General features: G+C 66.2%; 22 protein-coding genes. 5 read left to right on the top strand and 17 right to left on the bottom strand.

The window, feature by feature from the left end:
* Window positions 1-8 precede the first annotated feature (8 nt).
* On the bottom strand, window positions 9-1,139 hold the full coding sequence (locus tag A5791_RS15915; RefSeq protein WP_067238567.1) for a Xaa-Pro peptidase family protein: 1,131 nt from the start codon (window positions 1,137-1,139) through the stop codon (window positions 9-11).
* A gap of 18 nt (window positions 1,140-1,157) precedes the next feature.
* Here A5791_RS15915 and A5791_RS15920 point away from each other — a divergent pair, with 18 nt between their 5' ends.
* Window positions 1,158-2,114 carry a 5'-3' exonuclease gene (locus tag A5791_RS15920; RefSeq protein WP_067238571.1) on the top strand — a complete coding sequence of 319 codons (957 nt, stop codon included), beginning with the start codon at window positions 1,158-1,160 and terminating at the stop codon, window positions 2,112-2,114.
* Between the two features lies 1 nt (window position 2,115).
* On the opposite strand, the gene A5791_RS15925 is transcribed toward A5791_RS15920, so the two are convergent.
* The 11 genes from A5791_RS15925 to dop form a co-directional block, all read right to left on the bottom strand.
* Entirely contained in the window at window positions 2,116-2,856 is a 741-nt protein-coding gene (locus tag A5791_RS15925; protein WP_067238574.1) for a DUF4333 domain-containing protein, read from the bottom strand.
* 50 nt (window positions 2,857-2,906) lie between these two features.
* Window positions 2,907-5,627: an RNA helicase gene (locus A5791_RS15930; RefSeq protein WP_067238707.1), complete on the bottom strand. Its 2,721-nt coding sequence runs from the start codon at window positions 5,625-5,627 to the stop codon at window positions 2,907-2,909.
* Between the two features lie 99 nt (window positions 5,628-5,726).
* Entirely contained in the window at window positions 5,727-6,689 is a 963-nt protein-coding gene (tatC, locus tag A5791_RS15935; RefSeq protein WP_067238710.1) for a twin-arginine translocase subunit TatC, read from the bottom strand.
* Between the two features lie 46 nt (window positions 6,690-6,735).
* Window positions 6,736-6,996, bottom strand: coding sequence for a Sec-independent protein translocase subunit TatA (tatA, locus tag A5791_RS15940; protein WP_231995915.1), 261 nt, complete (start codon window positions 6,994-6,996; stop codon window positions 6,736-6,738).
* Between the two features lie 90 nt (window positions 6,997-7,086).
* Complete coding sequence (locus A5791_RS15945) at window positions 7,087-8,055, bottom strand: YafY family protein (RefSeq protein WP_067238582.1); 969 nt, start codon at window positions 8,053-8,055, stop codon at window positions 7,087-7,089.
* Window positions 8,052-9,047 carry a YafY family protein gene (locus A5791_RS15950; protein WP_067238585.1) on the bottom strand — a complete coding sequence of 332 codons (996 nt, stop codon included), beginning with the start codon at window positions 9,045-9,047 and terminating at the stop codon, window positions 8,052-8,054. Before A5791_RS15950 ends, A5791_RS15945 begins: the two co-directional genes overlap by 4 nt.
* 33 nt (window positions 9,048-9,080) lie before the next feature.
* Window positions 9,081-10,439: a Pup--protein ligase gene (gene pafA / locus A5791_RS15955; protein WP_156661357.1), complete on the bottom strand. Its 1,359-nt coding sequence runs from the start codon at window positions 10,437-10,439 to the stop codon at window positions 9,081-9,083.
* A 126-nt stretch (window positions 10,440-10,565) separates the two neighbouring features.
* On the bottom strand, window positions 10,566-11,354 hold the full coding sequence (gene prcA, locus A5791_RS15960; protein WP_067238591.1) for a proteasome subunit alpha: 789 nt from the start codon (window positions 11,352-11,354) through the stop codon (window positions 10,566-10,568).
* The gene (gene prcB, locus A5791_RS15965) at window positions 11,351-12,208 is read right to left on the bottom strand and encodes a proteasome subunit beta (RefSeq protein WP_067238595.1); all 858 of its coding nucleotides are present in this window, start codon (window positions 12,206-12,208) and stop codon (window positions 11,351-11,353) included. Before prcB ends, prcA begins: the two co-directional genes overlap by 4 nt.
* Window positions 12,205-12,399, bottom strand: coding sequence for a ubiquitin-like protein Pup (locus A5791_RS15970; protein ID WP_067238714.1), 195 nt, complete (start codon window positions 12,397-12,399; stop codon window positions 12,205-12,207). The genes prcB and A5791_RS15970 overlap by 4 nt, the downstream gene beginning before the upstream one ends.
* A 95-nt stretch (window positions 12,400-12,494) precedes the next feature.
* Window positions 12,495-13,991 carry a pup deamidase/depupylase gene (gene dop / locus A5791_RS15975; RefSeq protein ID WP_067238598.1) on the bottom strand — a complete coding sequence of 499 codons (1,497 nt, stop codon included), beginning with the start codon at window positions 13,989-13,991 and terminating at the stop codon, window positions 12,495-12,497.
* A gap of 147 nt (window positions 13,992-14,138) precedes the next feature.
* On the opposite strand from dop, the gene A5791_RS15980 reads away from it, so the two are divergent.
* A complete protein-coding gene (locus A5791_RS15980; RefSeq protein WP_067238717.1) occupies window positions 14,139-14,783 on the top strand; it encodes a hypothetical protein in 645 nt (214 codons plus the stop codon).
* 23 nt (window positions 14,784-14,806) lie between these two features.
* On the opposite strand, the gene A5791_RS15985 is transcribed toward A5791_RS15980, so the two are convergent.
* Both A5791_RS15985 and arc read right to left on the bottom strand, forming a co-directional pair.
* The gene (locus A5791_RS15985; protein WP_067238721.1) at window positions 14,807-16,666 is read right to left on the bottom strand and encodes a hypothetical protein; all 1,860 of its coding nucleotides are present in this window, start codon (window positions 16,664-16,666) and stop codon (window positions 14,807-14,809) included.
* A 34-nt stretch (window positions 16,667-16,700) separates the two neighbouring features.
* On the bottom strand, window positions 16,701-18,530 hold the full coding sequence (gene arc / locus A5791_RS15990) for a proteasome ATPase (protein ID WP_067238724.1): 1,830 nt from the start codon (window positions 18,528-18,530) through the stop codon (window positions 16,701-16,703).
* A gap of 293 nt (window positions 18,531-18,823) precedes the next feature.
* Between arc and A5791_RS15995 the strand changes: the two genes are divergently transcribed.
* A complete protein-coding gene (locus A5791_RS15995; protein WP_067238602.1) occupies window positions 18,824-19,357 on the top strand; it encodes a hypothetical protein in 534 nt (177 codons plus the stop codon).
* 9 nt (window positions 19,358-19,366) lie between these two features.
* Window positions 19,367-19,660 (top strand): DUF503 domain-containing protein, encoded by a 294-nt coding sequence (locus A5791_RS16000; RefSeq protein ID WP_067238605.1) that lies wholly within the window; start codon window positions 19,367-19,369, stop codon window positions 19,658-19,660.
* Window positions 19,661-19,840: 180 nt separating this feature from the next.
* On the opposite strand, the gene trmI is transcribed toward A5791_RS16000, so the two are convergent.
* Window positions 19,841-20,683, bottom strand: coding sequence for a tRNA (adenine(58)-N(1))-methyltransferase TrmI (trmI, locus tag A5791_RS16005; protein ID WP_067238608.1), 843 nt, complete (start codon window positions 20,681-20,683; stop codon window positions 19,841-19,843).
* 74 nt (window positions 20,684-20,757) lie between these two features.
* Here trmI and A5791_RS16010 point away from each other — a divergent pair, with 74 nt between their 5' ends.
* The gene (locus tag A5791_RS16010; RefSeq protein ID WP_067238611.1) at window positions 20,758-21,624 is read left to right on the top strand and encodes a RecB family exonuclease; all 867 of its coding nucleotides are present in this window, start codon (window positions 20,758-20,760) and stop codon (window positions 21,622-21,624) included.
* On the opposite strand, the gene A5791_RS16015 is transcribed toward A5791_RS16010, so the two are convergent.
* Together A5791_RS16015 and A5791_RS16020 are read right to left on the bottom strand one after the other, a co-directional pair.
* The gene (locus A5791_RS16015) at window positions 21,600-22,991 is read right to left on the bottom strand and encodes an FAD-containing oxidoreductase (RefSeq protein ID WP_067238614.1); all 1,392 of its coding nucleotides are present in this window, start codon (window positions 22,989-22,991) and stop codon (window positions 21,600-21,602) included. The genes A5791_RS16010 and A5791_RS16015 overlap by 25 nt on opposite strands.
* A complete protein-coding gene (locus A5791_RS16020; protein ID WP_067238727.1) occupies window positions 22,991-23,458 on the bottom strand; it encodes a glycine zipper 2TM domain-containing protein in 468 nt (155 codons plus the stop codon). Before A5791_RS16020 ends, A5791_RS16015 begins: the two co-directional genes overlap by 1 nt.
* Between the last annotated feature and the right edge of the window lie 191 nt (window positions 23,459-23,649).

The raw sequence follows: 23,649 nt of genomic DNA on the forward strand, positions 1-23,649 counted from the left end.
CCGCCAACCTACTTGGCGGATACGACAATTAGCTCGTGCGGCCGGTTGTTGACGGAAAGGGCGCCGTCCTGCGTCACGATGACAATGTCCTCGATGCGCGCGCCCCACCGACCCGGGAAATAGATGCCTGGTTCGACGGAGAATGCCATGCCCTCGGTCAGCGACAAATCGTTGCCGGCGACGATATAGGGCTCCTCGTGCACCGACAGCCCGATCCCGTGCCCGGTGCGGTGTACGAAATACTCGGCCAGTCCCGCCTCAGCCAGTACGTCGCGGGCCGCGGCGTCGACCTGTTCGGCGGTCACGCCTGGACGTACCGCGGCCACAGCCGCCCGCTGCGCCCGTTGCAGTAACGAATATTGCTGCGTCACATCATGATTGGGTTCGCCGATGCTGTAGGTCCGCGTCGAGTCCGAATGGTATCCGGGCTCATAGACGCCGCCGATGTCGACGACGACGATGTCACCGACTCGCAGTTGACGATCCGAATACCCGTGATGCGGATCCGCACCATGCGGGCCGGAGCCGACGATCACGAATGCCACCTCCGAATGTCCTTCGGCGACAATCGCTTCGGCGATGTCGGCGGCAACCTCGGCCTCCGACCGGCCCGGCCGAAGAAACTCCGGGACCCGCGCATGCACCCGATCGATGGCCGCACCGGCCTTGCGCAACGCGGCGATCTCAGCCGGCTCCTTGACCATCCGCAGCCCGCGCAGCACGTCGGTGGCCAGTACCGGCGGCACGTCCAGCAGAGCGGTCAGCGGCACCAGGTGCAGTGCCGGCATGGAATCGCTGACGGCGGCCCGAGGACCCCCCAGGGCTGCACTCACCAGCTGATATGGGTCTTCGCCGTCGACCCAATCCTGAACCGCCAGGCCCAGTTCCGCGATGGGGGTTGCCTTGAGCGAAGCCAGCTCCAACCGCGGCACCACAATCGTCGGCTCTCCGGAGGCCGGTAACACCAGTGCAGTGAGCCGCTCGAACGTCTGCGCCCGCGAGCCGATGAGGTAACGCATGTCGTAGCCAGGAGTGACCACCAAACCGCTCAGTCCCGCCTCGGCGGTCGCGGCGGCCGCAGCCGTCAGCCGGCGGGCATACACCTGGGCTTCGAAGGCGTCGAAACGGCGAGACTCCATGGCTGACAAGATAGCGCCATGGCTGCACCGCTATTGCTCCTCGACGGCGCGAGCATGTGGTTTCGCTCGTACTTCGGGGTACCGTCGTCGATCACCGCGCCCGACGGGCGGCCGGTCAATGCCGTCCGCGGATTCATCGACTCGATGGCCGTGGTGATCCGGCAGCACAAGCCCCGGCGGCTCGCGGTCTGCCTGGACGTGGACTGGCGCCCCCAGTTCCGCGTCGACCTGATCCCGTCCTATAAGGCGCACCGCGTCGCCGAAGAAGAGCCCGCCGGTCAGCCCGACGTCGAGGAAGTACCTGACGACCTGACGCCCCAGGTCGACATGATCATGCAATTGCTCGACGCATTCGGGCTCCCGATGGCTGGCGCAGAGGGTTTCGAAGCCGACGACGTGCTGGGCACATTGGCAGCGCGGGAAAAGAAAGATCCTGTCGTCGTGGTCAGCGGAGACCGCGACCTGTTGCAGGTGGTGGCCGACGAGCCGGTCCCTGTCCGCGTGCTCTATTTGGGCCGCGGACTGAATAAGGCCACGTTGTTCGGGCCGGCGGACGTGGCCGAACAATACGGGGTGCCAGTGGATCGCGCCGGACCGGCCTACGCCGAACTGGCGCTGCTGCGCGGCGACCCCTCCGACGGTCTGCCGGGCGTGTCGGGTGTCGGTGAGAAGACGGCGGGCGCGTTGCTGGCTCAGTACGGCTCGCTGGAGAACATCCTGGCCGTTGCGAACGACCCGAAATCCAAGATGGCCAAGGGTTTGCGAGCCAAACTGCTGGCCGCGACCGACTACATCAAGGCTGCGGGCACCGTGGTGCGGGTAGCCACCGACGCTCCCGTCACGCTTTCGACGCCCACCGACGCACTCCCACTGGTTGCTGCCGACCCCGCACGCACCGCCGGGCTGGCCACCGAGCTGGGCGTCGGATCATCGATCAAGCGCCTGCAGAACGCGCTCGACGCGCTACCCGCGTAACTTACTGCGACGGCCGACCGACCTCGTAGGTGCCTTTGTCGTCCTGGAACGTCACCGTCACCTTTCGCGGCGCGCCGTCAATACTGACGTTGCAGTCGAAGCTGCCGCCCTTCTTGACCTCGGGGTTTTTGCCGCCGTTGCACTTCACGTCTTTCACGTTCTTGGCGCCGTAGCCATTGGTCTCGTCGGTGAGGATCTGCTGCACGCCGGCCTGTGCCTTGCTGACGTCCAGCTCCTTGGTGACAAAGAACCCGGGCACGACGAAACCGAGCACCAGAATCACCGCGGCGAGAAGCACAGCAATCCCGCCGACAATGCCCACGATCGTTCCAGTCGACCGCTTCTTGGGCTGTTCGAAAGGCTGGGGGTACTGGCCGGGCTGACCATATTGGCCCGGTTGGCCGTATTGACCGGGTTGGCCGTACTGGCCGGGTTGGCCGTATTGGCCGGGCTGACCGTACTGGCCCTGTTGGCCGTACTGGGCGGGCTGGCCGTACTGGGTGGGCGTGCCGTATTGCGTGGGCTGCGAACTACTCTCGCCGTAGCCGGGAGTGCCAGGCTGCTGATATTGCGGATACTCCGAGGGCGTGTACGCCGGGGCGTGCCATGTCGCGTCCTGGCCCGGCGTTGGCTGTTGCCAGGGCGATCCGCCGACCGGTCCCATCTGCGTCGCCTGGTCGGGAGATACCTGGCCCGGCTGCTGCCACGGTTGGTACGGGTCTGACCCGTGCGGTCCGCTCATCGTCTCTCCTCAGTCCGTGTCACGAGATGTAACCGTAGCTCCGGCCAAGCCTACCCGGCGTCAACTGCGACGACGCCGCGCCGCACATCATTGATAGCTTGCTTTGCGGTAGTCCGCAGCGCGGCGTCCGGCGTGGCATTGCGAACCTGGTCCAGCAGGTCGAGAACCTGTCGGCACCAGCGCACGAAGTCGCCCGCTGACATCGGGGGCTCGGCGGCGGCCAGCGCGGCGGCGAGATCTCCGGTTCGGGCCCATCGGTAGATCACCCGAACGAAGCCGTCGTCGGGCTCACGACTCTGCGCAATCCGGTGACGTTGCTCATCGGCGCGCAGCGTATTCGACAGCCGCGACGTCTGCAGCAGCGCCTGGCGCACTCGTTGGGTGGGCGACTCGGCGGCATAGGGGGTGCTCGGCGCATCGCCGCGCGTCTCGTAGAGCACCGACGAGACCACCGCCGCGAGCTCGGCCGGTTTCAAGCCCGCCCACGCGCCGGTACGCAGGCACTCGGCCACCAGCAGGTCGCTCTCGCTGTAAATCCGGGCCAACAGCCGTCCGTCGTCGGTGACCTGTGGATCGGTGGACGGGCCGCGGATGAAGCCGCGCTCGGTGAGCAGACCGACGATGCGGTCGAATGTCTTGGCCAACGAGTTGGTGGCCGCCGCCACTTTCCGCTGCAGTTGCGCATTGTCACCTTCGATGCGCAGATAGCGCTCGGCTTCGCGGATCTGCTCTTCGCCGGCGGTGTGGGCGGGATGGCGGCGGAGTTCGGCCCGCAAGGACGCCAGCTCGGGGTCATGGAACTCACCGGCCTGTTCCTTCCCGCCGCGTCGCCGCGTCGATACCGGCAGCCCGGCGACGGCCGACCGCAGCGCCGACGCCAGATCCCGCCGGACCCGTGGCTGCCTATGCTCGACCCGCTTGGGCAAAGTCATCGACCCGACCGGGGTTGACGCTCCCGAGTAATCCGCCGACGAAATCCGGCCCGCCCACCGGTTTTCGGTCAGCACCAACGGCCGCGGGTCAGAGCTGTCGCGCGCGGATTCCAGCACCACCGCCAGCCCCCCGCGGCGGCCGTGCGTGATGGTGATGATGTCGCCCCGCCGCAGCGCAGACAGGGCGTCGTTGGCCGCCTGCCGTCGTTGCAGCCGAGACGCACGGGACTGCGCACGTTCCATCTCGGACACCCTGGCGCGCAGCCGCGCGTATTCGAGGATCGGTGCGTCCTCTCCACCGAGTTCCGCCGCGATCTCGGCCAGCATCCGTTTGCCGCGTTCGATGCCCCGGACCAGTCCGACGACGGATCGGTCCGCCTGATACTGCGCAAAAGACTGTTCCAGCAACCGATGCGCCTGCTGCGGGCCCATCTGGTTCACCAGGTTGATCGTCATGTTGTACGACGGCGCGAACGAGCTGCGCAGCGGAAAGGTGCGGGTCGAGGCCAAGCCGGCCACCTGCGCGGGTTCGCTGTTCTCGTCGTTGGGGTTCCACAGCACCACCGCGTGGCCCTCGACGTCGATACCCCGCCTGCCGGCGCGGCCGGTCAACTGCGTGTACTCCCCCGGGGTCAACGGCATGTGTTGCTCGCCGTTGAACTTCACCAGCCGCTCGAGCACCACCGTGCGGGCGGGCATGTTGATACCGAGCGCCAGGGTCTCGGTGGCGAACACCGCTTTGACCAGCCCGGCGGTGAACAGCTCCTCGACGGTGTGCCGGAAGATCGGCAGCATTCCGGCATGGTGGGCCGCCAAACCGCGCATCAGCCCTTCTCGCCATTCGTAGTAGCCGAGGACCGCGAGGTCGGAATCCGCGAGGTCGCCGCAGCGATGGTCGATCACCTCCGCGATCCTTGCGCGCTCCTCTTCGGTGGTCAGCCGCAGCGGCGATCGCAGGCATTGGGCGACGGCCGCGTCGCAGCCGGCCCGGGAGAACACGAAGGTGATCACCGGCAGCAACGCCTCGGAGTCCAGGACCGCGATCACCTCCGGGCGTGCCGGCGGCCGGTAGAAGCGCGGCCGACCCGAGCCGCCCCGGCCGGAATTGCGGCGCGGCTGCCAGTCGGCCAGCCGATCGGCCTCACGCCGATGCGCGATATGGCGCAGCAGCTCAGGGTCGACCCGGGAGCTGTCGGTTTTGCTGTCGTAGTCGAACAGGTCGAAGAGTCGCTTGCCGACCATGACGTGTTGCCACAACGGCACCGGCCGGTGCTCGTCGACCACCACCGTCGTGTCTCCACGCACGGTCTGGATCCAGCCACCGAACTCTTCGGCGTTACTCACCGTCGCCGACAGGCTGACCACCCGCACCTCGTCGGGCAGTTGCAGGATGACCTCCTCCCAGACCGGCCCCCGCATCCGGTCCGCGAGGAAGTGCACCTCGTCCATTACCACGTAGGAAAGTCCTTGCAGCGCAGGTGAATCGGCGTAGAGCATGTTGCGCAGCACCTCGGTGGTCATCACCACGACGGGGGCGTCGCCGTTGACCGACATGTCGCCGGTCAGCAGTCCGATCAGGTCGCGGCCGTAGCGCGCCGTTAGGTCGGTGTGCTTCTGGTTGCTCAGCGCCTTGAGCGGTGTGGTGTAGAAGCACTTGCCGCCGGATGCCAGCGCCAGGTGCACCGCGAATTCACCGACGACCGTCTTGCCGGCGCCGGTAGGCGCGCAGACCAGCACACCGTGGCCGCGTTCCAGTGCCGCACAGGCCCGCTGCTGAAAGTCGTCGAGCGAGAATTGCAGTTCGGCGCTGAACCGGGCGAGCTCGGTCAGCTCCGTCAACTCGGTCACGCCGCGGCCACCGCATCGCGCGAGGGTGCGTAAATGTGCGTCGAAATCGGCGTGTCACCGTACAAACGCGCACGCTCGCGGCAAGAAGGCCTAGGTGACGTCGTCATGAATTCCGCCAACCGCCGACGGCTCGGCTGTCCGCGAGGCTATCGGCTCCGGCGGTTCGATGGCCGAGGCTTCGTCGTCGGCGATCTGCGCTTCGCGCTTGGCTTTTCGCTTATCGTGCAGCCGCGCGATCTGAATGGCCAACTCGAGCAGCACAGTCAACGCGAGGCCGAGCGCCGTCATGGAGAAGGGATCCGACCCGGGCGTGAACACCGCGGCGAAGACGAACATCGCGAAGATCAGGCCACGCCGCCACGATTTGAGCCGCTCGTAGGTCAGCAGACCCACCATGTTGAGCATGACGATCAACAGCGGGAATTCGAAGCTGACGCCGAACACCACCAGCAGGTTGATCAGGAAGCCGAAATACCGGTCGCCGGACAGTGCGGTCACCTGCACGTCGCTCCCGACGGTCAGCAGGAAGTTCAGCGCCTTGGACAGCACCACATACGCCAGCACGGCGCCGCCGACGAACAGCAGCGCAGCCGGGATCACGAACGCCACCGCGAAGCGGCGTTCCTTCTGGTAGAGCCCGGGGGTGATGAATGCCCACAGCTGGTAGAACCACACCGGGCAGGCCAGCACGATCCCGGCCGCCATGCCGACCTTGAGCCGCAGCATGAACTGGTCGAACGGCGCCGTGGCCAGCAGGCGGCACTGGCCGTCGGCGCTGATCTGCGCACGCGCCGACTGCGGCAGGGAACAGTACGGGTGCCGCAGCCACTCTCCGAGGCTTTCCAGCCCGAAGATGGAATGCGAGTACCAGACGAAGCCGAAGATCGTGGTGAGCAAGATAGCGGCGAGGGAGATCAGCAGCCGAGTGCGCAGCTCGGTGAGGTGGTCGACGAGCGACATCGTCGCGTCAGGATTGGTACGGCTACGCCTGTTGCGCGGGTTGAGCCGCTTCAATAAGCCCGCGGCGCGCGCGGAGGTCTTGAAAATTTTCACCACGCTCGGTCAGGGGCGCCTAAGGCACCGCGACGGCGATGCCGGGCTAGGCCGGCCGCGCCTCGGGGTGATCCTGCTGTTGGGTCGTCGGCTGCTCGACGCGCTGCGACTGCACAGGCGTGGGCGTCTCGATGGCGGCAGACCCCTGGTGTTTCCCCTCGCTCTGCATTTCGCGGACTTCGGACTTGAAGATCCGCAGCGACTTGCCCAACGAGCGCGCCGCGTCGGGGAGTCGCTTAGCACCGAACAAGACGATCACCACCACGATGAGGATCGCCCAGTGCCACGGACCAAAAGCACCTGTCACTTTCATTACCTCCAGACGTTCACCCGATGCTACCGCAGCCGAGCCAACTGCCGGCATGCTCGCGCGACGGCGTGGTGACCCGCGCAGGCCTCAGGCCTGGGTCGCGAGCTGGTAGGACTCCAGGGCCGCGACCGCGGCGTCCCTGACTCGCCGCGCCAGCGGCTCCGGTGACAATACCCGCACCGCCGCCCCGAACCCCAGGACGAGACGCGTCATCCAGTCGTCGGAGGCGTAGGTCATCACCGCCTCACAGGATCCGTCCGGCAGCTCACGTACCTCGCGCATCGGGTAGTACTCGAACATCCACGCTGCTGAGGGCGCCACCCACAGCTTGGCCGAAGGCAGCGACGGATCGCCGTCGAACAGTGACGTGTCCGGCGGTGCCTGCAGCACCGGTTCGGGCGGGGCGGCCGGCTCGTCCAGCTCGGTGGCGTCGACTATCCGGTCGAACCGGAACAGCCGAACCCCCTCGGCGTCGCGAGACCAGGCCTCCAAGTAGCTGTGCCCGCCGATCAGCAGCACCCTGATGGGATCGACGATGCGGGTTGTCAGCGTGTCGTGCGAGGCGGCGTAGTAGTCGATGCGCAGCGCGTGCTTGTCCTGGACGGCGGCGCGGACCGCGGCCGCGGCACGGCTTTCGATGGGAGCCGGCTCGTCGACGGCAGCCACCGTACTGTCATGGCCGGCGGCGCCGGCCGCGGCCGCAAGTTTGGCGATCGCGCTGCGCGCCGCCTGTGGGTCGACCACGCCGGGGATGTCGGCGAGTGCCCGCAGCGCCACCAGCAAGCCGGTGGCTTCGGGCGAGGTGAGCTTGAGTGGCCGGTCGATGCCTGCCGAGAACGTGACTTCGATGGTGTCGCCGGAGAACTGGAAGTCGATGAGATCACCCGGGGAGTAACCGGGCAGACCGCACATCCACAGCTGGTTGAGGTCGGCCTCCAGTTGCTTGGGAGATACTCCGAGCTCGGCGGCGGCCTCGGCGCGGGTGATCCGGGGGTTGGCCTGGAAATAGGGCACCATGTTGAGCAGCCGGACCAGGCGGGTGGAAACGGGAGTCATGACGCCTCACCGATGCCAGCTTGGGCGGTCAACCGGGCCAGCACATCCTCGCGCAGGGACTGCGGCTCCAGCACGATGGCGTCGGCACCGTAACCGGTGATGTCTCGGGCCAGCTGGTCGGAAGATCCGACGTCGAGCTCGATCACCTCGCCGTCGCGGCCGGCCAGTTGCCGCGGCCCCAGGGATTTTCCGGCCCGGCGCAGCTCGGTGGCGCGGCCGTCGGCCACCCACACCGTGGCCTGAACGCCGCTCGGTGCCTCCCCGACCGCTTGCACGACGATCCCGCGCAGGTCCACATCCTGGGGCACGGTGACCGCCCCGGGCGGCCCGATCGGCGTGACCTCGGCGCCTATGCGCGACAGCCGGAAGGTGCGGGTGTCGTCGCGGTCGCGGTCGTGGCCGACGAGATACCAGCGGCCGCGCTCGGTGATGACTCCCCACGGTTCCACGGTGCGAGTGGTGTACGGCGCGCTGCGCGACGACCGGTGCGGGAACTGCACCGCCTGCCCAGAAGCGATGGCCGACAACAGTACTCCGAGCACGTCCTCCGAACCGCGCAGCCCCGGCACGCCGGCAGCCGACGCAATGGCCACCGGGGCATCCGGTTCGACGTCCAGCCCGGCGGCGCGCAACTTGAGCAGCGCGCCCTGGGTGGCGGTGATCAATTCGGGCGATTCCCACAGTTGGGCGGCGACGGCCACCGCGGCGGCCTCGTCGGGGGTCAGCTCGACCGGCGGCAGTTCATAGGCGTCGCGGTTGATCCGGTAGCCCTCGGTGGGGTCCAGGCTCGACACTTTGCCGATCTCGAGCGGGATGCCGAGGTCGCGCAACTCGTTCTTGTCGCGTTCGAACATCCGGGAGAACGCCTCGGCGCTAGGGCTGTCCGAATAGCCGGCCACACTGGACCGGATCTTGTCGGCGGTGATGTAGCCGCGGGTGGACAACAGGGCGATGACAAGGTTCACCAGCCGTTCGACTTTCGAAGTCGCCATTTGCTCCAGCCTAGATCGAGTGGAGTGTGCGGTTTACATGCTCGCGATGAGCCGTTTCACCCGCTCGTCGACCGCCCGGAAGGGGTCCTTGCACAGCACGGTGCGCTGCGCCTGGTCGTTGAGTTTGAGGTGAACCCAGTCGACAGTAAAGTCACGCCCCGCCGCCTGGGCAGCGCTGATGAACTCGCCCCGCAACCTGGCGCGGGTGGTCTGCGGCGGATGGTCGACGGCCTCGGCGATCTCCTCGTCGGTGGTGACGCGCGTTGCCAGTCCCTTGCGCTGCAGCAGATCGAACACGCCACGCCCGCGCTTGATGTCGTGGTAAGCCAGATCGAGCTGAGCGATCTTCGGGTCGGACAGTTCCATGTTGTAGCGGTCCTGGTAGCGCTGGAACAGCTTGCGCTTGATCACCCAGTCGATCTCGGTGTCCACCTTCGCGAAATCCTGGCTCTCCACGGCGTCGAGTTGGCGCCCCCACAGGTCGACGACCTGCTCGATCTGCGCGTTGGGCTCCCGGATCTGCAGATGCTCGACGGCGCGGCTGTAGTACTCCCGCTGGATGTCCAGCGCACTGGCCTGGCGCCCGCCCGCCAGCCGGACCGGCCGCCGCCCGGTGACGTCGTGGCTGACCTCGCGGATGGCGCGGATCGGGTTGTCCAGTGAGAAGTCGCGGAACGGCACGCCGGCTTCGATCATCTCCAGCACCAGCGCCGCGGTACCCACCTTGAGCATGGTGGTGGTCTCGCACATGTTGGAGTCGCCGACGATGACGTGCAACCGCCGGTACTTCTCGGCGTCGGCGTGCGGCTCGTCGCGGGTGTTGATGATGGGCCGGCTGCGGGTGGTGGCCGACGAGACGCCTTCCCAGATGTGTTCGGCTCGTTGCGATAGGCAGAAGGTCGCCGCCTTGGGTGTCTGCAGCACCTTGCCGGCCCCGCAGATCAGCTGGCGGGTGACCAGGAACGGCAGCAGCACATCGGAGATCCGGGAGAACTCGCCGGCGCGGACGATCAGATAGTTCTCGTGGCAGCCATACGAGTTGCCCGCTGAGTCGGTGTTGTTCTTGAACAGGTAGATGTCGCCGCCGATGCCCTCGTCGGCCAAGCGCTGCTCGGCGTCCACGAGCAGGTCTTCGAGCACCCACTCACCGGCCCGGTCATGGGTGACCAGCTGGACCAGGCTGTCGCATTCGGCGGTGGCGTACTCGGGATGGCTGCCGACGTCGAGGTACAGCCGCGCCCCGTTCCGCAGGAAAACATTGGAGCTGCGGCCCCAGGACACCACCCGGCGAAACAGGTAGCGCGCCACCTCGTCTGGTGAGAGGCGCCGATGGCCGTGGAAGGTGCAGGTGACACCGAACTCGGTCTCGATGCCCATGATTCGCCGCTGCACGTAATCGAGGGTACTGGTTGTCCCACCGTGACGGTGCGGTAGCCGCGCCCAGAAGATGTTGTTAACCGGGTCGTGTCCATACGCTGCCGCAAGGCGATGGCCGTTCAGCCATCGAAGCCCCACGCCCTACTTCGACGATTCGCCGTCGGATTTCGCGTCCTTGGAGCTGTCCTTGGAGCTGTCCTTGGAGCCCTTCGAACCCTTCGGGCGCGCTTTTTGCAGCAGCGACTCCAGCGCGGCGCCGCTGATCCGCCGAAATGCCCGACGCGGCCTGTTGGCGTCCAGGATGGCCACTTCTAGGCTGGCCACGCCGAGCGAGGGCTGATCGCCGCCGTTGGAACTGCCCGCCCGCAACGCGTCCAGCGCGATCCGCAAGGCGTCGTTCAGATCGGCGTTCTCGGTGTAGGACTCCTTCAGAGCGGTGGTGATCGGCTCGGTAGTGCCGCCCATGACCACGAAGTGCGGCTCGTCGGCAATCGACCCGTCGTAGGTGATGCGGTAGAGCTCAGGCGGTTTGGTCTCGCCGTAGTGCGCGACCTCAGCGACGCACAACTCCACCTCGTACGGCTTGGCTTGTTCGGTGAAGATGGTGCCGAGTGTCTGCGCGTAGACGTTGGCCAGCTGCCGGCCGGTGACGTCGCGGCGATCGTAGGCGTAGCCGCGGGTGTCGGCGAACTGGATTCCGCCGCGACGCAAGTTGTCGAACTCGTTGAACTTGCCCGCCGCCGCAAAGCCCACGCGGTCGTACAGTTCGCTGATCTTTTGCAGTGAGCGCGACGGGTTTTCGGCGACGAACAGCACACCACCGGCGTAGGCCAGGGCGACCACACTGCGGCCCCGGGCGATGCCCTTGCGCGCGAGCTCGCTGCGCTCGCGCATCGCCTGCTCGGGCGAGATGAAGTACGGGAAGCTCACTTCTCACCGCCATCGGGACCGAAAGTGTCGGCGCGCGAACGGCTTTCGATGACCTCACGGGCCAGCTCGGCGATCCGCCCCTCGGGGACGTCGACCGCGCCGTTGGCGTCGATGGTGACCGCGGTCGGGTAGATGCCGCGGACCAGATCGGGGCCGCCGGTAGCCGAATCGTCGTCGGCGGCGTCGTAAAGCGCCTCGACGGCGACCCGCAGCGCCGAGTCGGCATCGGAGACTTGCGCATACAACTTCTTCATCGACGACTTGGCGAAGATCGAGCCGGACCCCACCGACTGATAGCCCTCTTCTTCGATGTTCCAGCCACCCGCGGCGTCGAACGAGACGATGCGGCCCGCGCTTTCCGGATCGGCCGCATGGATGTCGTAGCCTGCCAGCAGCGGCAGCGCGACCAGCCCCTGCATCGCGGCCGCCAGGTTGCCGCGCACCATGATTGCCAGCCGGTTCACCTTGCCCGCGAAGGTGAGCGGCACGCCTTCGAGTTTCTCGTAGTGCTCGAGTTCGACGGCGTAGAGGCGGGCGAACTCGACTGCGATCGCGGCGGTGCCGGCGATGCCGGTGGCGGTGTAGTCGTCGGTGATGTACACCTTGCGCACATCGCGTCCGGCGATCATGTTGCCCTGCGTGGAACGCCGGTCCCCGGCGATGAGGACACCGCCGGGGAATTTCAGCGCGACGATGGTGGTGCCGTGCGGCAACTGTCCCCCGACGCCCGCTTGCGGGCCGCTGACGCTCGCCGGCAACAACTCCGGCGCCTGGCGGCGGAGAAAGTCAGCGAACGAGGACAGATCTACGGCGGAAGAGTTGAGAGACAGGCGATCAGAGAACGGCCAGGTCACTGTCCGCCCTTTTGGACGTACGCGCGGACGAAGTCCTCGGCGTTCTCCTCAAGGACGTCGTCAATCTCGTCGAGCAGATCGTCGGTTTCCTCGGTCAGCTTCTCGCGACGCTCCTGGCCAGCGGCCGTGGTGCCGGTGAGTTCGTCGTCCTCACCACCGCCACCGCCACGCTTGGTCTGCTCCTGAGCCATCGCCGCCTCCTGCATAGTTATCGGCCAGCGTCACACGGGCGCTGGTCTTGTCTACCCTACCGGTCAACACTGACGTTTCGTTGGGCTAACGAGCCTCAGCTGGTCAGTTGTTCGACCAACTCCACCGCGCTGTCCACCGAATCCAGCAGCGCACCGACGTGCGCCTTGCTGCCGCGCAGCGGCTCCAGCGTCGGGATGCGAACCAGCGAGTCGCCACCCAAGTCGAAGATCACCGAATCCCAGCTGGCCGCGGCGATGTCGGCACCGAAGCGGCGCAGGCATTCGCCGCGGAAGTAGGCCCGGGTGTCGGTGGGCGGATTGTCCACCGCCTCGAGCACCTGGTGTTCGGTGACCAGACGCTTCATCGAGCCGCGCGCGACCAACCGGTTGTACAAACCCTTGTCCAGCCGCACGTCGGAATATTGGAGGTCGACGAGGTGCAGGCGGGGTGCCGACCAGCTCAGGTTCTCGCGCTGACGGAAACCTTCGAGCAGCCGCAGCTTGGCCGGCCAGTCCAGCAGCTCGGCACATTCCATCGGGTCGCGCTCGAGCAGGTCCAGCGCGTGTGCCCAGGTCTCCACGACGTCGGACGCGCGCGGGTCCGGGTCGCGACTGTCGACCAGCTTGGCCACCCGGTCCAGATAAATCCGTTGCAGCGCAAGGCCGGTGAGTTCGCGACCGTCGGCAAGCGCCACCGTCGCCCGCAGCGACGGGTCGCGGCTGATCGCATGGACCGCGTGCACCGGCCGCGCCAGCATCAGGTCGCTGAGGTCGATGCCTTCTTCGATCAGGTCCAGCACCAAGGCGGTTGTGCCCAGTTTCAGGTACGTCGACGTTTCGGCGAGGTTGGCGTCGCCGATGATCACGTGCAGCCGCCGATACCTGTCGGCGTCGGCATGCGGTTCGTCTCGGGTGTTGATGATGCCGCGTTTCAGCGTGGTTTCCAGCCCGACCTCGACCTCGATGTAGTCGGAACGCTGAGAGAGCTGAAAACCGGGCTCGTCGCCCGAGGGCCCGATGCCGACGCGGCCGGAACCGGTCACCACCTGCCGGGACACCAAGAACGGCGTGAGCCCGGCGATGATGGCCGAAAACGGTGTCTGGCGCGACATCAGGTAGTTCTCGTGCGACCCGTAGGAGGCGCCTTTGCCGTCGACGTTGTTCTTGTACAGCTGCAGCTTGACGGCACCGGGCACGCTGGCGACGTGCCGGGCGGCCGCCTCCATCACGCGCTCGCCGGCCTTATCCCAAATCACCGCATCCAGCGGGTCGGTGCACTCGGGCGCGGAGTATTCGGGGTGCGCGTGGTCTACGTAGAGGCGGGCCCCGTTGGTCAAGATCATGTTGGCTGCGCCGACCTCGTCGGCGTCGACCACCGGCGGCGGCCCGGTTGAGCGGCTCAGGTCGAAACCCCGGGCGTCGCGTAGCGGCGATTCCACCTCGTAGTCCCAGCGGGTGCGTTTGGCGCGCTGAATGCCGGCCGCCGCCGCGTAGGCCAGGACCGCTTGCGTCGAGGTGAGGATCGGGTTGGCGGTCGGATCGGACGGCGACGAAATGCCGTACTCGACCTCCGTCCCGATAATCCGTTGCATGCCGTAAAGCGTAGGCGCGGCAACTCCGAACCTTCCCGGCAACCCGCGCTGCGGCACCCGCCCAGCCGCGATCCGGCGAGGGTGACGAGGTGGGGGCCCAAGCAGAGGAAGTTGACGCCCGTTGACACTGTGATTAATTTCACCCTGGTGACCAGCCCGCAATCGAACTCAACCGGCCGCCACGCACGAGCCGATTTATCTGGGCAGCGTTATGGCGAGGTGCTTCTGGTAACGCCCGGCGAGGCGGGTCCGCAGGCCAACGTCTACAACAGCTTTCCGCTCAATGACTGCCCTGCTGAACTGTGGGCGGCACTCGACCCGCATGCCATCGCCACCGAGAACGGTGCGGCCGCGGCGCTGCTCAACGGCCCACGCTATTGGCTGATGAACGCCATCGAAAAGCGGTCTCAAGGTCCACAGCTCACGAAGAGCTTCGGCGGCATCGAGATGATCCTGCAGGCCACCGTCCTGCTGTCGTCGATGAACCCCGCCCCGTACAGCGCCAACACAGTGAGTCGGCACACGGTCTTCGTTTTCAACGCCGGCGAAGAGGTCTACGAACTGCACGACCCGCACGGCAACCGTTGGGTCATGCAGACCTGGAGCCAGATCGTCGACCCCAACCTGTCGCGCGCCGACCTGCCCACGCTGGCCGACCGGCTGAATCTGCCGGATGGGTGGTCGTATCAGCCGCGCGTGCTCACCGAAGAGCTGCGGGTGGACACGACGTCGCGCGCCGCGCAGGTCACCCAGGACGATCTGAACAACAGCTATTCGCTGGTAACCGACTGAGGCCCGCACCGGCGCTGAATTGTTCACCCGCAATTGGCGAGCCAGCTGCGATGCCGTACGGCAGCCTTCCGCGCAGCCTTGGCGAGTGCGTGGTCTGGCAGATGGCGCCCCAGCGCATCGAGCACCAGCGCAGTCTCGGGAGCGGGATGCCGCCACATTTCCTCGAGCAGCCGAAATGGCTCGGTAAGGCCGGTGAAGAAACGGCATAGCTCGTCGGGAGATTCCAGAGTGCCCGACAGCACGTCGACGAGCACCGCCATGTCGATGAAGCCGCCGAGCAGCTCAGGGGCAGCACGGTCATGCTGTATCAGCCACAGCGCGGCATGGCCGGCGACCGGGGAGTCCAGCAGCTGACGAACCAATGGTTCGGTCACCTCGATGTCGAACCGATCCAGGGCGACAAAGCCCATCATCCGGGTCTCGGCCGTGGAACTCGCCGCGATGGCCTCGGTGAGCATCTGCACCCGCTCGACAGCCGGGCGGTCCGCCTGCCAATTCGCGACCAAGCCCTCCTGCTGAGCCTCAGCCGCCGCCAGCATGGCATCGATCAATGCGCCGCCATCGCGGTCGGCAATTCTGTCGGCGCGACGGAGCACGTATCCGGCTCGGTCAAGATAATCCGGCAGGACGTCGCGGCCCAGGGCGGTCAGCGTCACGGTGCCACCGGTCCAGTAACTGCGGCCGAAGCGTTCCGATACTTCGACGCGGTCAGCCCAGCGCACTACACCAGCGTCCACTAGGACCTCGAAGATTCGGCTCATGTCGCGCTGGGTGAATCTGTCGAGATATTCCGTCCGTTCTGGCGCGTAGGACGCGAGCTGTCGGGTTGCCACCGATCGAGCCCAATCCAGGAGCGACTCGAAAGGTAACTCGGCAGTTTCGTCAGCAAGCATTGGGGCCAGCCAATGCACGATCCCGTCATCGAGCAACTGGTGCAATTCGTCCAGGAACCAGATCCGGCCCGAGTAGAGCGACTCCAACGGACCCAGTTCGACTATCGCGGCGAACAGCGCGGCCGCCCGTTGCACTTTCGGACGCCCGGCCCACGCCTTCACCGGAACCAAGCGACGCTGGCGCACCCGGACGGCGCCCGCCTCCTTGGCGAGGTCCAGGATCAAGTTCAACTGCGGCAAGTTCGCTGTCGATGGGGTTCGCCATGTCTTGTCGCCGATCTGGGGATCCATCTCGTCGCCAGTGTCGAGCAGTTCCACCAGCGCGCGACCGTCGGCCAATTTGAGGTTTCCCTTGCCGGTCAGCTGCTTGCCGTCCGTGTCCAGATAGTCGCGAAGGGCATCGAGCTTCGCCAGCAATTCCGCCGCGTCCGCGGCGGCTTCCACCTCGGCCACCGGCGGCGGGATGTAGACGAACGGCAACTCGTATGGCTCCGGCGCTTCGACCGGACCCCGACCATACTTCTCCTCGACTTCAGCCATCGCCGCCTGGAGGTTTTCGTTCCGTTCGTCGTCCTCGTCCCACGAAACCGGAGTGGGGTCGCGCATTTCTGCGCGCACGGTCGGGGCGAGATCGTCGGCCATCCTTTTCAGTCGAGCAGCGCGATCGACGCCACCGATCAGACGGCCCGTAGCTGCCATGAAGTCGACGTAGATACCGACCGCATTGCACAGAGGCTCAGCGGCATCGGGATTCCCTCTTAGCCGGTGCGGGCACCACTCGAGCAAGAACTCGGCTATATCGCCGGGCGTGAAGTCGTCGAGCACACCGCTGGAATCCCGATAACGCCAGTCCAGGAAGAACTCGACGTCGCCGAGCACTTCCGCCCGTTTACGATCGGGCATACCCAGCCGGCCATCGAGTTCGTCGAGCAACCCATCACGGGCATCGTGATAGGCGCCGTCGTCACAGGCGTCGAATTGGAGCCGCACGGAAACGACGCTAGTCGGCGTGACCGACAAGTGCCTACAGGTACTGACCCAGGTTGGATTCGGTGTCGATCGCCCGAGACGCGCTCGACGACTTGCCGGTGACCAAGGTGCGGATGTAAACGATCCGCTCACCCTTCTTGCCCGAAATCCGCGCCCAGTCATCGGGATTGGTGGTGTTGGGCAGGTCCTCGTTCTCGGCGAACTCGTCGACGATCGAGTCGAGCAAGTGCTGGATACGCAACCCCGGTTGGCCTGTCTCGAGCACCGACTTGATGGCGTTCTTCTTCGCCCGGTCGACGACGTTCTGGATCATCGCCCCGGAGTTGAAGTCCTTGAAATACATGACTTCCTTGTCACCGTTGGCGTAGGTGACCTCCAGGAACCGGTTGTCGTCGATCTCGGCGTACATGCGGTCGACGACCTTCTCGATCATCGCCTTGATGCAAGCCGAGCGGTCGCCGTCGAACTCGGCGAGGTCGTCGGCGTGCACCGGCAGTTCCTCGGTCAGGTACTTCGAGTAGATGTCTTGCGCCGCTTCGGCATCCGGCCGCTCGATCTTGATCTTCACGTCCAGGCGTCCCGGCCGCAGGATCGCGGGGTCGATCATGTCCTCGCGGTTGGAGGCGCCGATCACGATGACGTTCTCGAGCCCCTCCACGCCGTCGATCTCGGACAGCAGCTGCGGCACCACCGTGGTCTCGACGTCCGAGGAGACGCCGGTGCCGCGGGTGCGGAAGATCGAGTCCATCTCGTCGAAGAACACGATCACCGGGGTGCCCTCCGACGCCTTCTCGCGGGCCCGCTGGAAGATCAGCCGGATGTGACGCTCGGTCTCGCCGACGAACTTGTTCAGCAGCTCAGGGCCCTTGATGTTCAGGAAGTACGACTTCGCCTCACGCGAGTCGTCGCCGCGGACCTCGGCCATCTTCTTTGCCAGCGAGTTGGCCACCGCCTTGGCGATCAACGTCTTACCGCAGCCGGGCGGCCCGTAGAGCAGTACACCCTTGGGCGGGCGCAGTGCGTACTCGCGGTAGAGCTCCTTGTGCAGGAACGGCAGCTCGACGGCGTCGCGGATCTGCTCGATCTGACGGGTCAGCCCACCGATGTCCTGGTAGCTGACGTCGGGCACCTCTTCGAGCACCAGGTCCTCGACCTCGGCCTTGGGGATGCGCTCGAACGCGTAGCCGGCTTTGGTGTCGACCAGCAGCGAGTCGCCCGGCCGCAGCTTGCGCGGGCGGGTGTCGTCGTTGAGGGCGTCAGGGTGCCCGTCGGGCAAATCCTCGGCGACCAACGGCTCGGCCAACCACACGATGCGTTCCTCGTCGGCGTGGCCCACAACAAGTGCCCGATGACCGTCGGACAACACCTCGCGCAAGGTGGAGATCTCGCCGACCGATTCGAACGTGCCGGCCTCGACGACGGTGAGTGCCTCGTTGAGGCGAACCGTCTGGCCCTTCTTCAGCAACGTGACGTCGATGTTGGGCGAGCAAGTCAAGCGCATCTTGCGGCCCGACGTGAAGACGTCGACCGTGTCGTCGTCATGGCTGCCCAGCAGAACGCCGTAGCCACTGGGTGGCTGTCCCAACCGGTCGACTTCCTCGCGTAGCGCCAGAAGTTGTTGGCGGGCTTCTTTAAGAGTTTCCATTAATTTGGAGTTGCGAGCGGCAAGGGAGTCGATACGAGCTTCGAGCTGATGCACATCACGGGCCGAGCGGACGCTGCCGTGCGGGCCGGCCGCATGTTCAAGTTGCTCGCGTAGCGCCGCGGCCTCACGGCGGAGTTGTTCCAATTCGGCAGCATCATCGCTGGACAGGGGGTTGTTTCGGTGGGCACCGAAGACTTCAGAACGCTCTGATTCACCCATGTTGCGCTCCTTTCCCGCACCGCAATGGTCCGGCGAATACTTCAACGCTACCGGCCATCGCCGGTTCATGCGTGCAGTCAAATGCACTCGAATGGCCTTGAAAAGTTACAAATAAGTTCACGCTGGTAATCTCGGCCACGAATCTGGCCGATCGGAAGGACACCCGTGACGATGAAGTCGTTCGCCACAGGCGTAATTACGACGGCAACGACCGGCACCGCTGCTGCCGGTGTGACTTTCCGTGCACCCGTTTGGCCGCCGGTGCCGCCCGACGGCGCAAGCGTCTAGCCTGGATGCGCCGGGATCGCATTGTAGTTCTGGGCGCCGCCACAATCCTGGCGGCAGTTGGACTCTCGGGATGTACGCACGGCGAGTCCAAAGTCGCTTCTTCGACCCCCGCTTCGGCCGCGCCGGCCACGCCGAGTGTGGTGGCCTCCCGCCCCAGCGCTCCCCTGCCGCCGCCCGAAGCCCTCGTCGACGTGCTGAGCAGGTTGGCCGACCCGGCGGTACCGGGCAGCGACAAAGTGGGTCTGGTTGAAGGCGCGACGCCGGCAAGCGCCGCCACGCTGGACAAGTTCACCAATGCGTTGCGCGACGGCGGCTATCTGCCAATGACGTTTGTGGCAAACGACCTCGCGTGGTCGGACAAAAATCCGTCGAATGTGACGGCCACCGTCATTGTCAATACCGCGCAGGCCAACAACCGGATGTTTACCTTTCCGATGGAGTTCGCGCCGTTTCAGGGCGGCTGGCAGTTGTCCCGGAAAACCGCGGAAATGCTGCTTGCGGTGAATAACTCGACGCCTTCTCCGTCGCCCACCGGCTGAGCGCCCGGGATGTGGATCGGCTGGCTAGAGTTCGACGTGCTGCTGGGCGACGTGCGCTCGCTGAAGGAGAAGCGCTCGGTGATCCGTCCCGTCGTCGCCGAGTTGCAGCGTAAGTTCAGCGTCTCGGCCGCCGAAACAGGTTCGCATGATCTGTACCGCCGGGCGGCCATCGGGGTGGCGGTGGTATCCGGGGACCGCAGTCACGCCGTCGACGTCCTCGATGCAGCCGAACGTCTGGTCGCGGCACATCCAGAGTTCGAGTTGCTGTCCGTACGGCGGGCCCTGCAGCGCAGTGACGACTAGCCCGGATGGCGCCGACCCGCTTCGCCCGGCTGCGCCGCGCTCGCGATCGACGACTAGCCCGGATGGCGCAAGCATTGTGAGTTGCACCGAGATCGACGGTAGCGCGAAAAACTTCGAGTGGGAGTCGCGCCGGCGTCGATCTCGGTGTTGACGCCCCACTGCGACAAAATCGCCATCGTGTCAGCCGTCGCGGCCCTCGCGCTTGCGGCCCGACGGCGCCGGCGCGATGACGCCGGGCGCCAGCCGGCGCGCCGTCACCAGGAAGCCGGTGTGCCCGCGCATCGAATGTTGCGGACGAACGGCCAGGCCCACAACGTTCCAGCCGCGTTGCAAAGTCTCCCACGACCGCGGTTCGGTCCAGTGCTGCTGAGCCCGTAAGGCTTCCACGGCGGTCGACAACTGGGTGACCGTGGCCACGTAGATCACCAGCACGCCGCCGGGGATCACCAACCGCGACACCGACTCGAGCACCTCCCACGGCGCAAGCATGTCCAGCACCGCGCGGTCGACGGAGCCGTCGGGCAGTTCGGAGTCGGCCACGTCGCCGATGATCAGCTGCCAGTTGTCGGGTTGCCCGCCATAGAAATTGGTGACATTGCGGCGGGCGTGTTCGGCATGGTCGGCGCGCTTCTCGTAGGAGATCACCCGGCCCTGCGGCCCGACGGCCCGAAGCAGTGAGCAGGTCAGCGCACCGGATCCGGCTCCGGCCTCCAGCGCCCGGGCGCCGGGAAAGATGTCGCCTTCGTGGACGATCTGAGCGGCGTCCTTGGGGTAGATCACCTGCGGCCCGCGTGGCATCGACATCACGTAGTCGACCAGCAACGGGCGCAGCACCAAAAACTGTGCACCGTTGCTGGATTTGACCACGCTGCCCTGCTCCAGGCCGATCACCGCGTCATGGGCGATCGAGCCGCGGTGGGTGTGAAACTCGCCGCCCGGAGCCAGCAACATCGTGTAATGCCGGCCCTTGGCGTCGGTAAGTTGTACGCGTTCGCCGACGGTAAACGGGCCGGTTGCTGACACGCATTCAGCGTGCCAGCCGACTCGCCGTAGCCGGTGCTTGGGGGTTGTCGGGGCTCCGTCCTAGGCTTCGCCACATGACGGAGGCCACGATCGAGCAGCCGGAAGAACGGCCCGGGCCACCCGCAAGGCCGGCGTTATCCCCGTCTCGGGCCGCTGACTTCAAGCAGTGCCCGCTGCTGTACCGGTTCCGCGCGATCGACCGGTTGCCCGAGGCGCCGTCGACGGCGCAGGTGCGCGGGTCGCTGGTGCATGCTGCACTAGAGCAGCTGTACGGCCTGCCTGCGGGGCAGCGCAACCCGGACACGGCCAAAGCACTGGTGACCACGGCTTGGGACCAGGTGATCGCCAAGCACCCAGAGCTGGCCGGGGATCTGGATCCCGAACAACGAGCCGAGCTGCTGGACGAGGCCCGTGCGCTGCTTTCCGGCTATTACCGCCTGGAAGACCCCACTCGCTTCGACCCGGAAAGCTGCGAACAGCGCGTAGAGGTCGAGCTTGCCGACGGCACGCTGCTGCGAGGCTTCATCGACAGGGTCGACGTAGCCGCCACCGGCGAGCTGCGGGTGGTCGACTACAAGACCGGGAAAGCGCCGCCCGAGGCCCGGGCACTGGCCGAATTCAAGGCGATGTTTCAGATGAAGTTCTACGCGGTCGCTCTGTATCGCACCCGCGGAGTACTGCCCGCCCGGCTGCGGCTCATCTACCTGGCCGACGGTCAGCTGCTGGATTACTCGCCCGACCACGACGAGCTGCTGCGCTTCGAGAAGACTCTGATAGCGATCTGGCGAGCTATCCAAACTGCCGGTGCCACCGGGGATTTCCGGCCCAGACCGTCGCGGCTGTGTGAGTGGTGCCCGCACCAGCAGCACTGCCCCGCTTTCGGCGGGACGCCACCGCCCTACCCGGGTTGGCCGGATCAGACGACGCAGCCGGCGGCTTGATCAAGCGGCGACATCTCCTGCAGGATCGTGGGAATCAACTCGCTGACGGTGGGATGGATGTGCATCGTTCGCGAGAGCGTGGTGTAGGGCGCCTTGGCTGACATCACGTCCAGAATCGCGTGAATGGCCTCGTCGCCGCCGACCCCGAAGATCGCCGCTCCCAGGATCTGGTGGCTGTCTGCGTCGACAACCACCTTCATAAAGCCTTGTGTCTCACCCTTTTCCACCGCTCGGCCGACTCTGGTCATGGGTCGCTTGCCGACCAACGCCGGGCGGCCCGACGCGCGAACCTGGTCGACGGTCATCCCGGCGCGTCCCAGCGGCGGGTCGATGTAGAGCGCGTAGGTGGTGATTCGGTCGCTGACCCGACGCGGGTCGCCGTCGAGCAAATTAGCCGCGACGATCTCGAAGTCGTTGTACGACGTGTGGGTGAACGCGCCCTTGCCGTTGCAGTCGCCCATCGCCCAAATGTGGTCGACGGTGGTCTTGAGCTGGTCGTCGACCACAATGTTTCCGCGGGCGTCGGTCTGCACACCGGCGGCGTCCAGCCCCAGATCGTCGGTGTTGGGCCGCCGTCCCACCGCCAGCAGCAGATGGCTGCCCGGTATCGCCGCCGCGCCGGCTCCGGGCGATAGCTCAAATCCGCTGTCGCGCTTACTGATTTGGATATCATCGGCCCCGACGACGATATCGATCCCTTCCGCCTCCAGCACCGTCCGGATGGTCGCGGAGACATCCTCGTCTTCACGAGACGCCAACCGCGACCCGCGCTGCACGACGGTGACCCGTGCCCCGAAGCGCCGATACATCTGCGCGAACTCCAGTCCGATGTAGCTGCCACCCACGATGACGAGATGCTCTGGCAGCGTGTCGAGTTCGAGGATGGACACATTGGTCAGATATTCGACGTCCGACAGTCCGGGAATGTCCGGCACCACCGCGCGTCCGCCGACATTGAGGAAAATTTGGTCGCCGTGCAAGAGTTCGTCGTTGACCCGCAGCGTGTGCGCATCTTCGAAACGCGCATGACCGCGAAAGACGGTGCAGCCCTCCATTCCGTCCAACCAGGATTCGACGCCCTTGCGGTCCTTGAGCATGATGTCGTCTTTGCGTGCCTTGACTTTCGTCATGTCCACGCTGACCGGTCCGGTCGCCACACCGTATTCCGCGCCGCGCCGGGCCAGTTGCGCGGCATGGGCGCTGGCAACGAGTGTCTTGGTTGGGATACAGCCGGTGTTCACACAGGTGCCGCCGACGTGTTTGCGCTCCACCACCGCGACCCGCTGCCCCGCGGCGGTCAGCCGGCCCGCCAGCGGTGGGCCGGCCTGGCCGGCGCCGACGACGACCGCGTCGAAATGCTCTGGCACTAGGGACCAACCGCGTATGCGGCCGCGTAGGCGATTGCAAAGCCGCCTCCCACTGCTACCGCGTCTTCCAGCAGCGCGATCGGCAAGTCTTTACCGCCGCTCGCGGCCACCAGCCGCTTGCGCGCCTGGTAGCCGCCGAGAGTCCCGAGCACAGCGCCGAGCACACCGGCGCCGAGGCCACCCCATCGGTAACCCCACGCGGTGCCGATCACCGCGCCGGCGAACGCGCCCAAGATGATCCGGACAAGGAAGACCGGCGGGGCCGTACGGGCCGGTGTCTTGGGCAGTTTGTCACCGACCAGTTCGGCCACCGCAAGAACGCTCAAGACGATGACGGTGATGATGTTGCCCACCCAGGCAGCCCAGGTGCCCTGCATGTTGAACCAGGTCAGAAATGCAGCCCAGGCAATCACGGCGGGGGCCGTCAGCGAACGCAATCCGGCGATCACGCCGATCAGCAGCGCCATCAGCAGGACGAGCAGATGATGTGTCACGGCGACCCTCCTGGGTTGTGCGCGCAATCGGCAGCTAGCCGGACGCTAACACAGGTTTGATGGCGGCGACCCGTCCCCCGCAAGCGGGTGGCCCACACCGGAAGGTAGGGGAGTGCCCCCAGCGCCGGCTCCGCCGCGCTGGCGGTCGCCGCCTGACCGCTGAC

It is taken from the genome of Mycobacterium sp. 852002-51163_SCH5372311 (assembly GCF_001667115.1).
In the GTDB taxonomy this organism is placed as follows: domain Bacteria; phylum Actinomycetota; class Actinomycetes; order Mycobacteriales; family Mycobacteriaceae; genus Mycobacterium.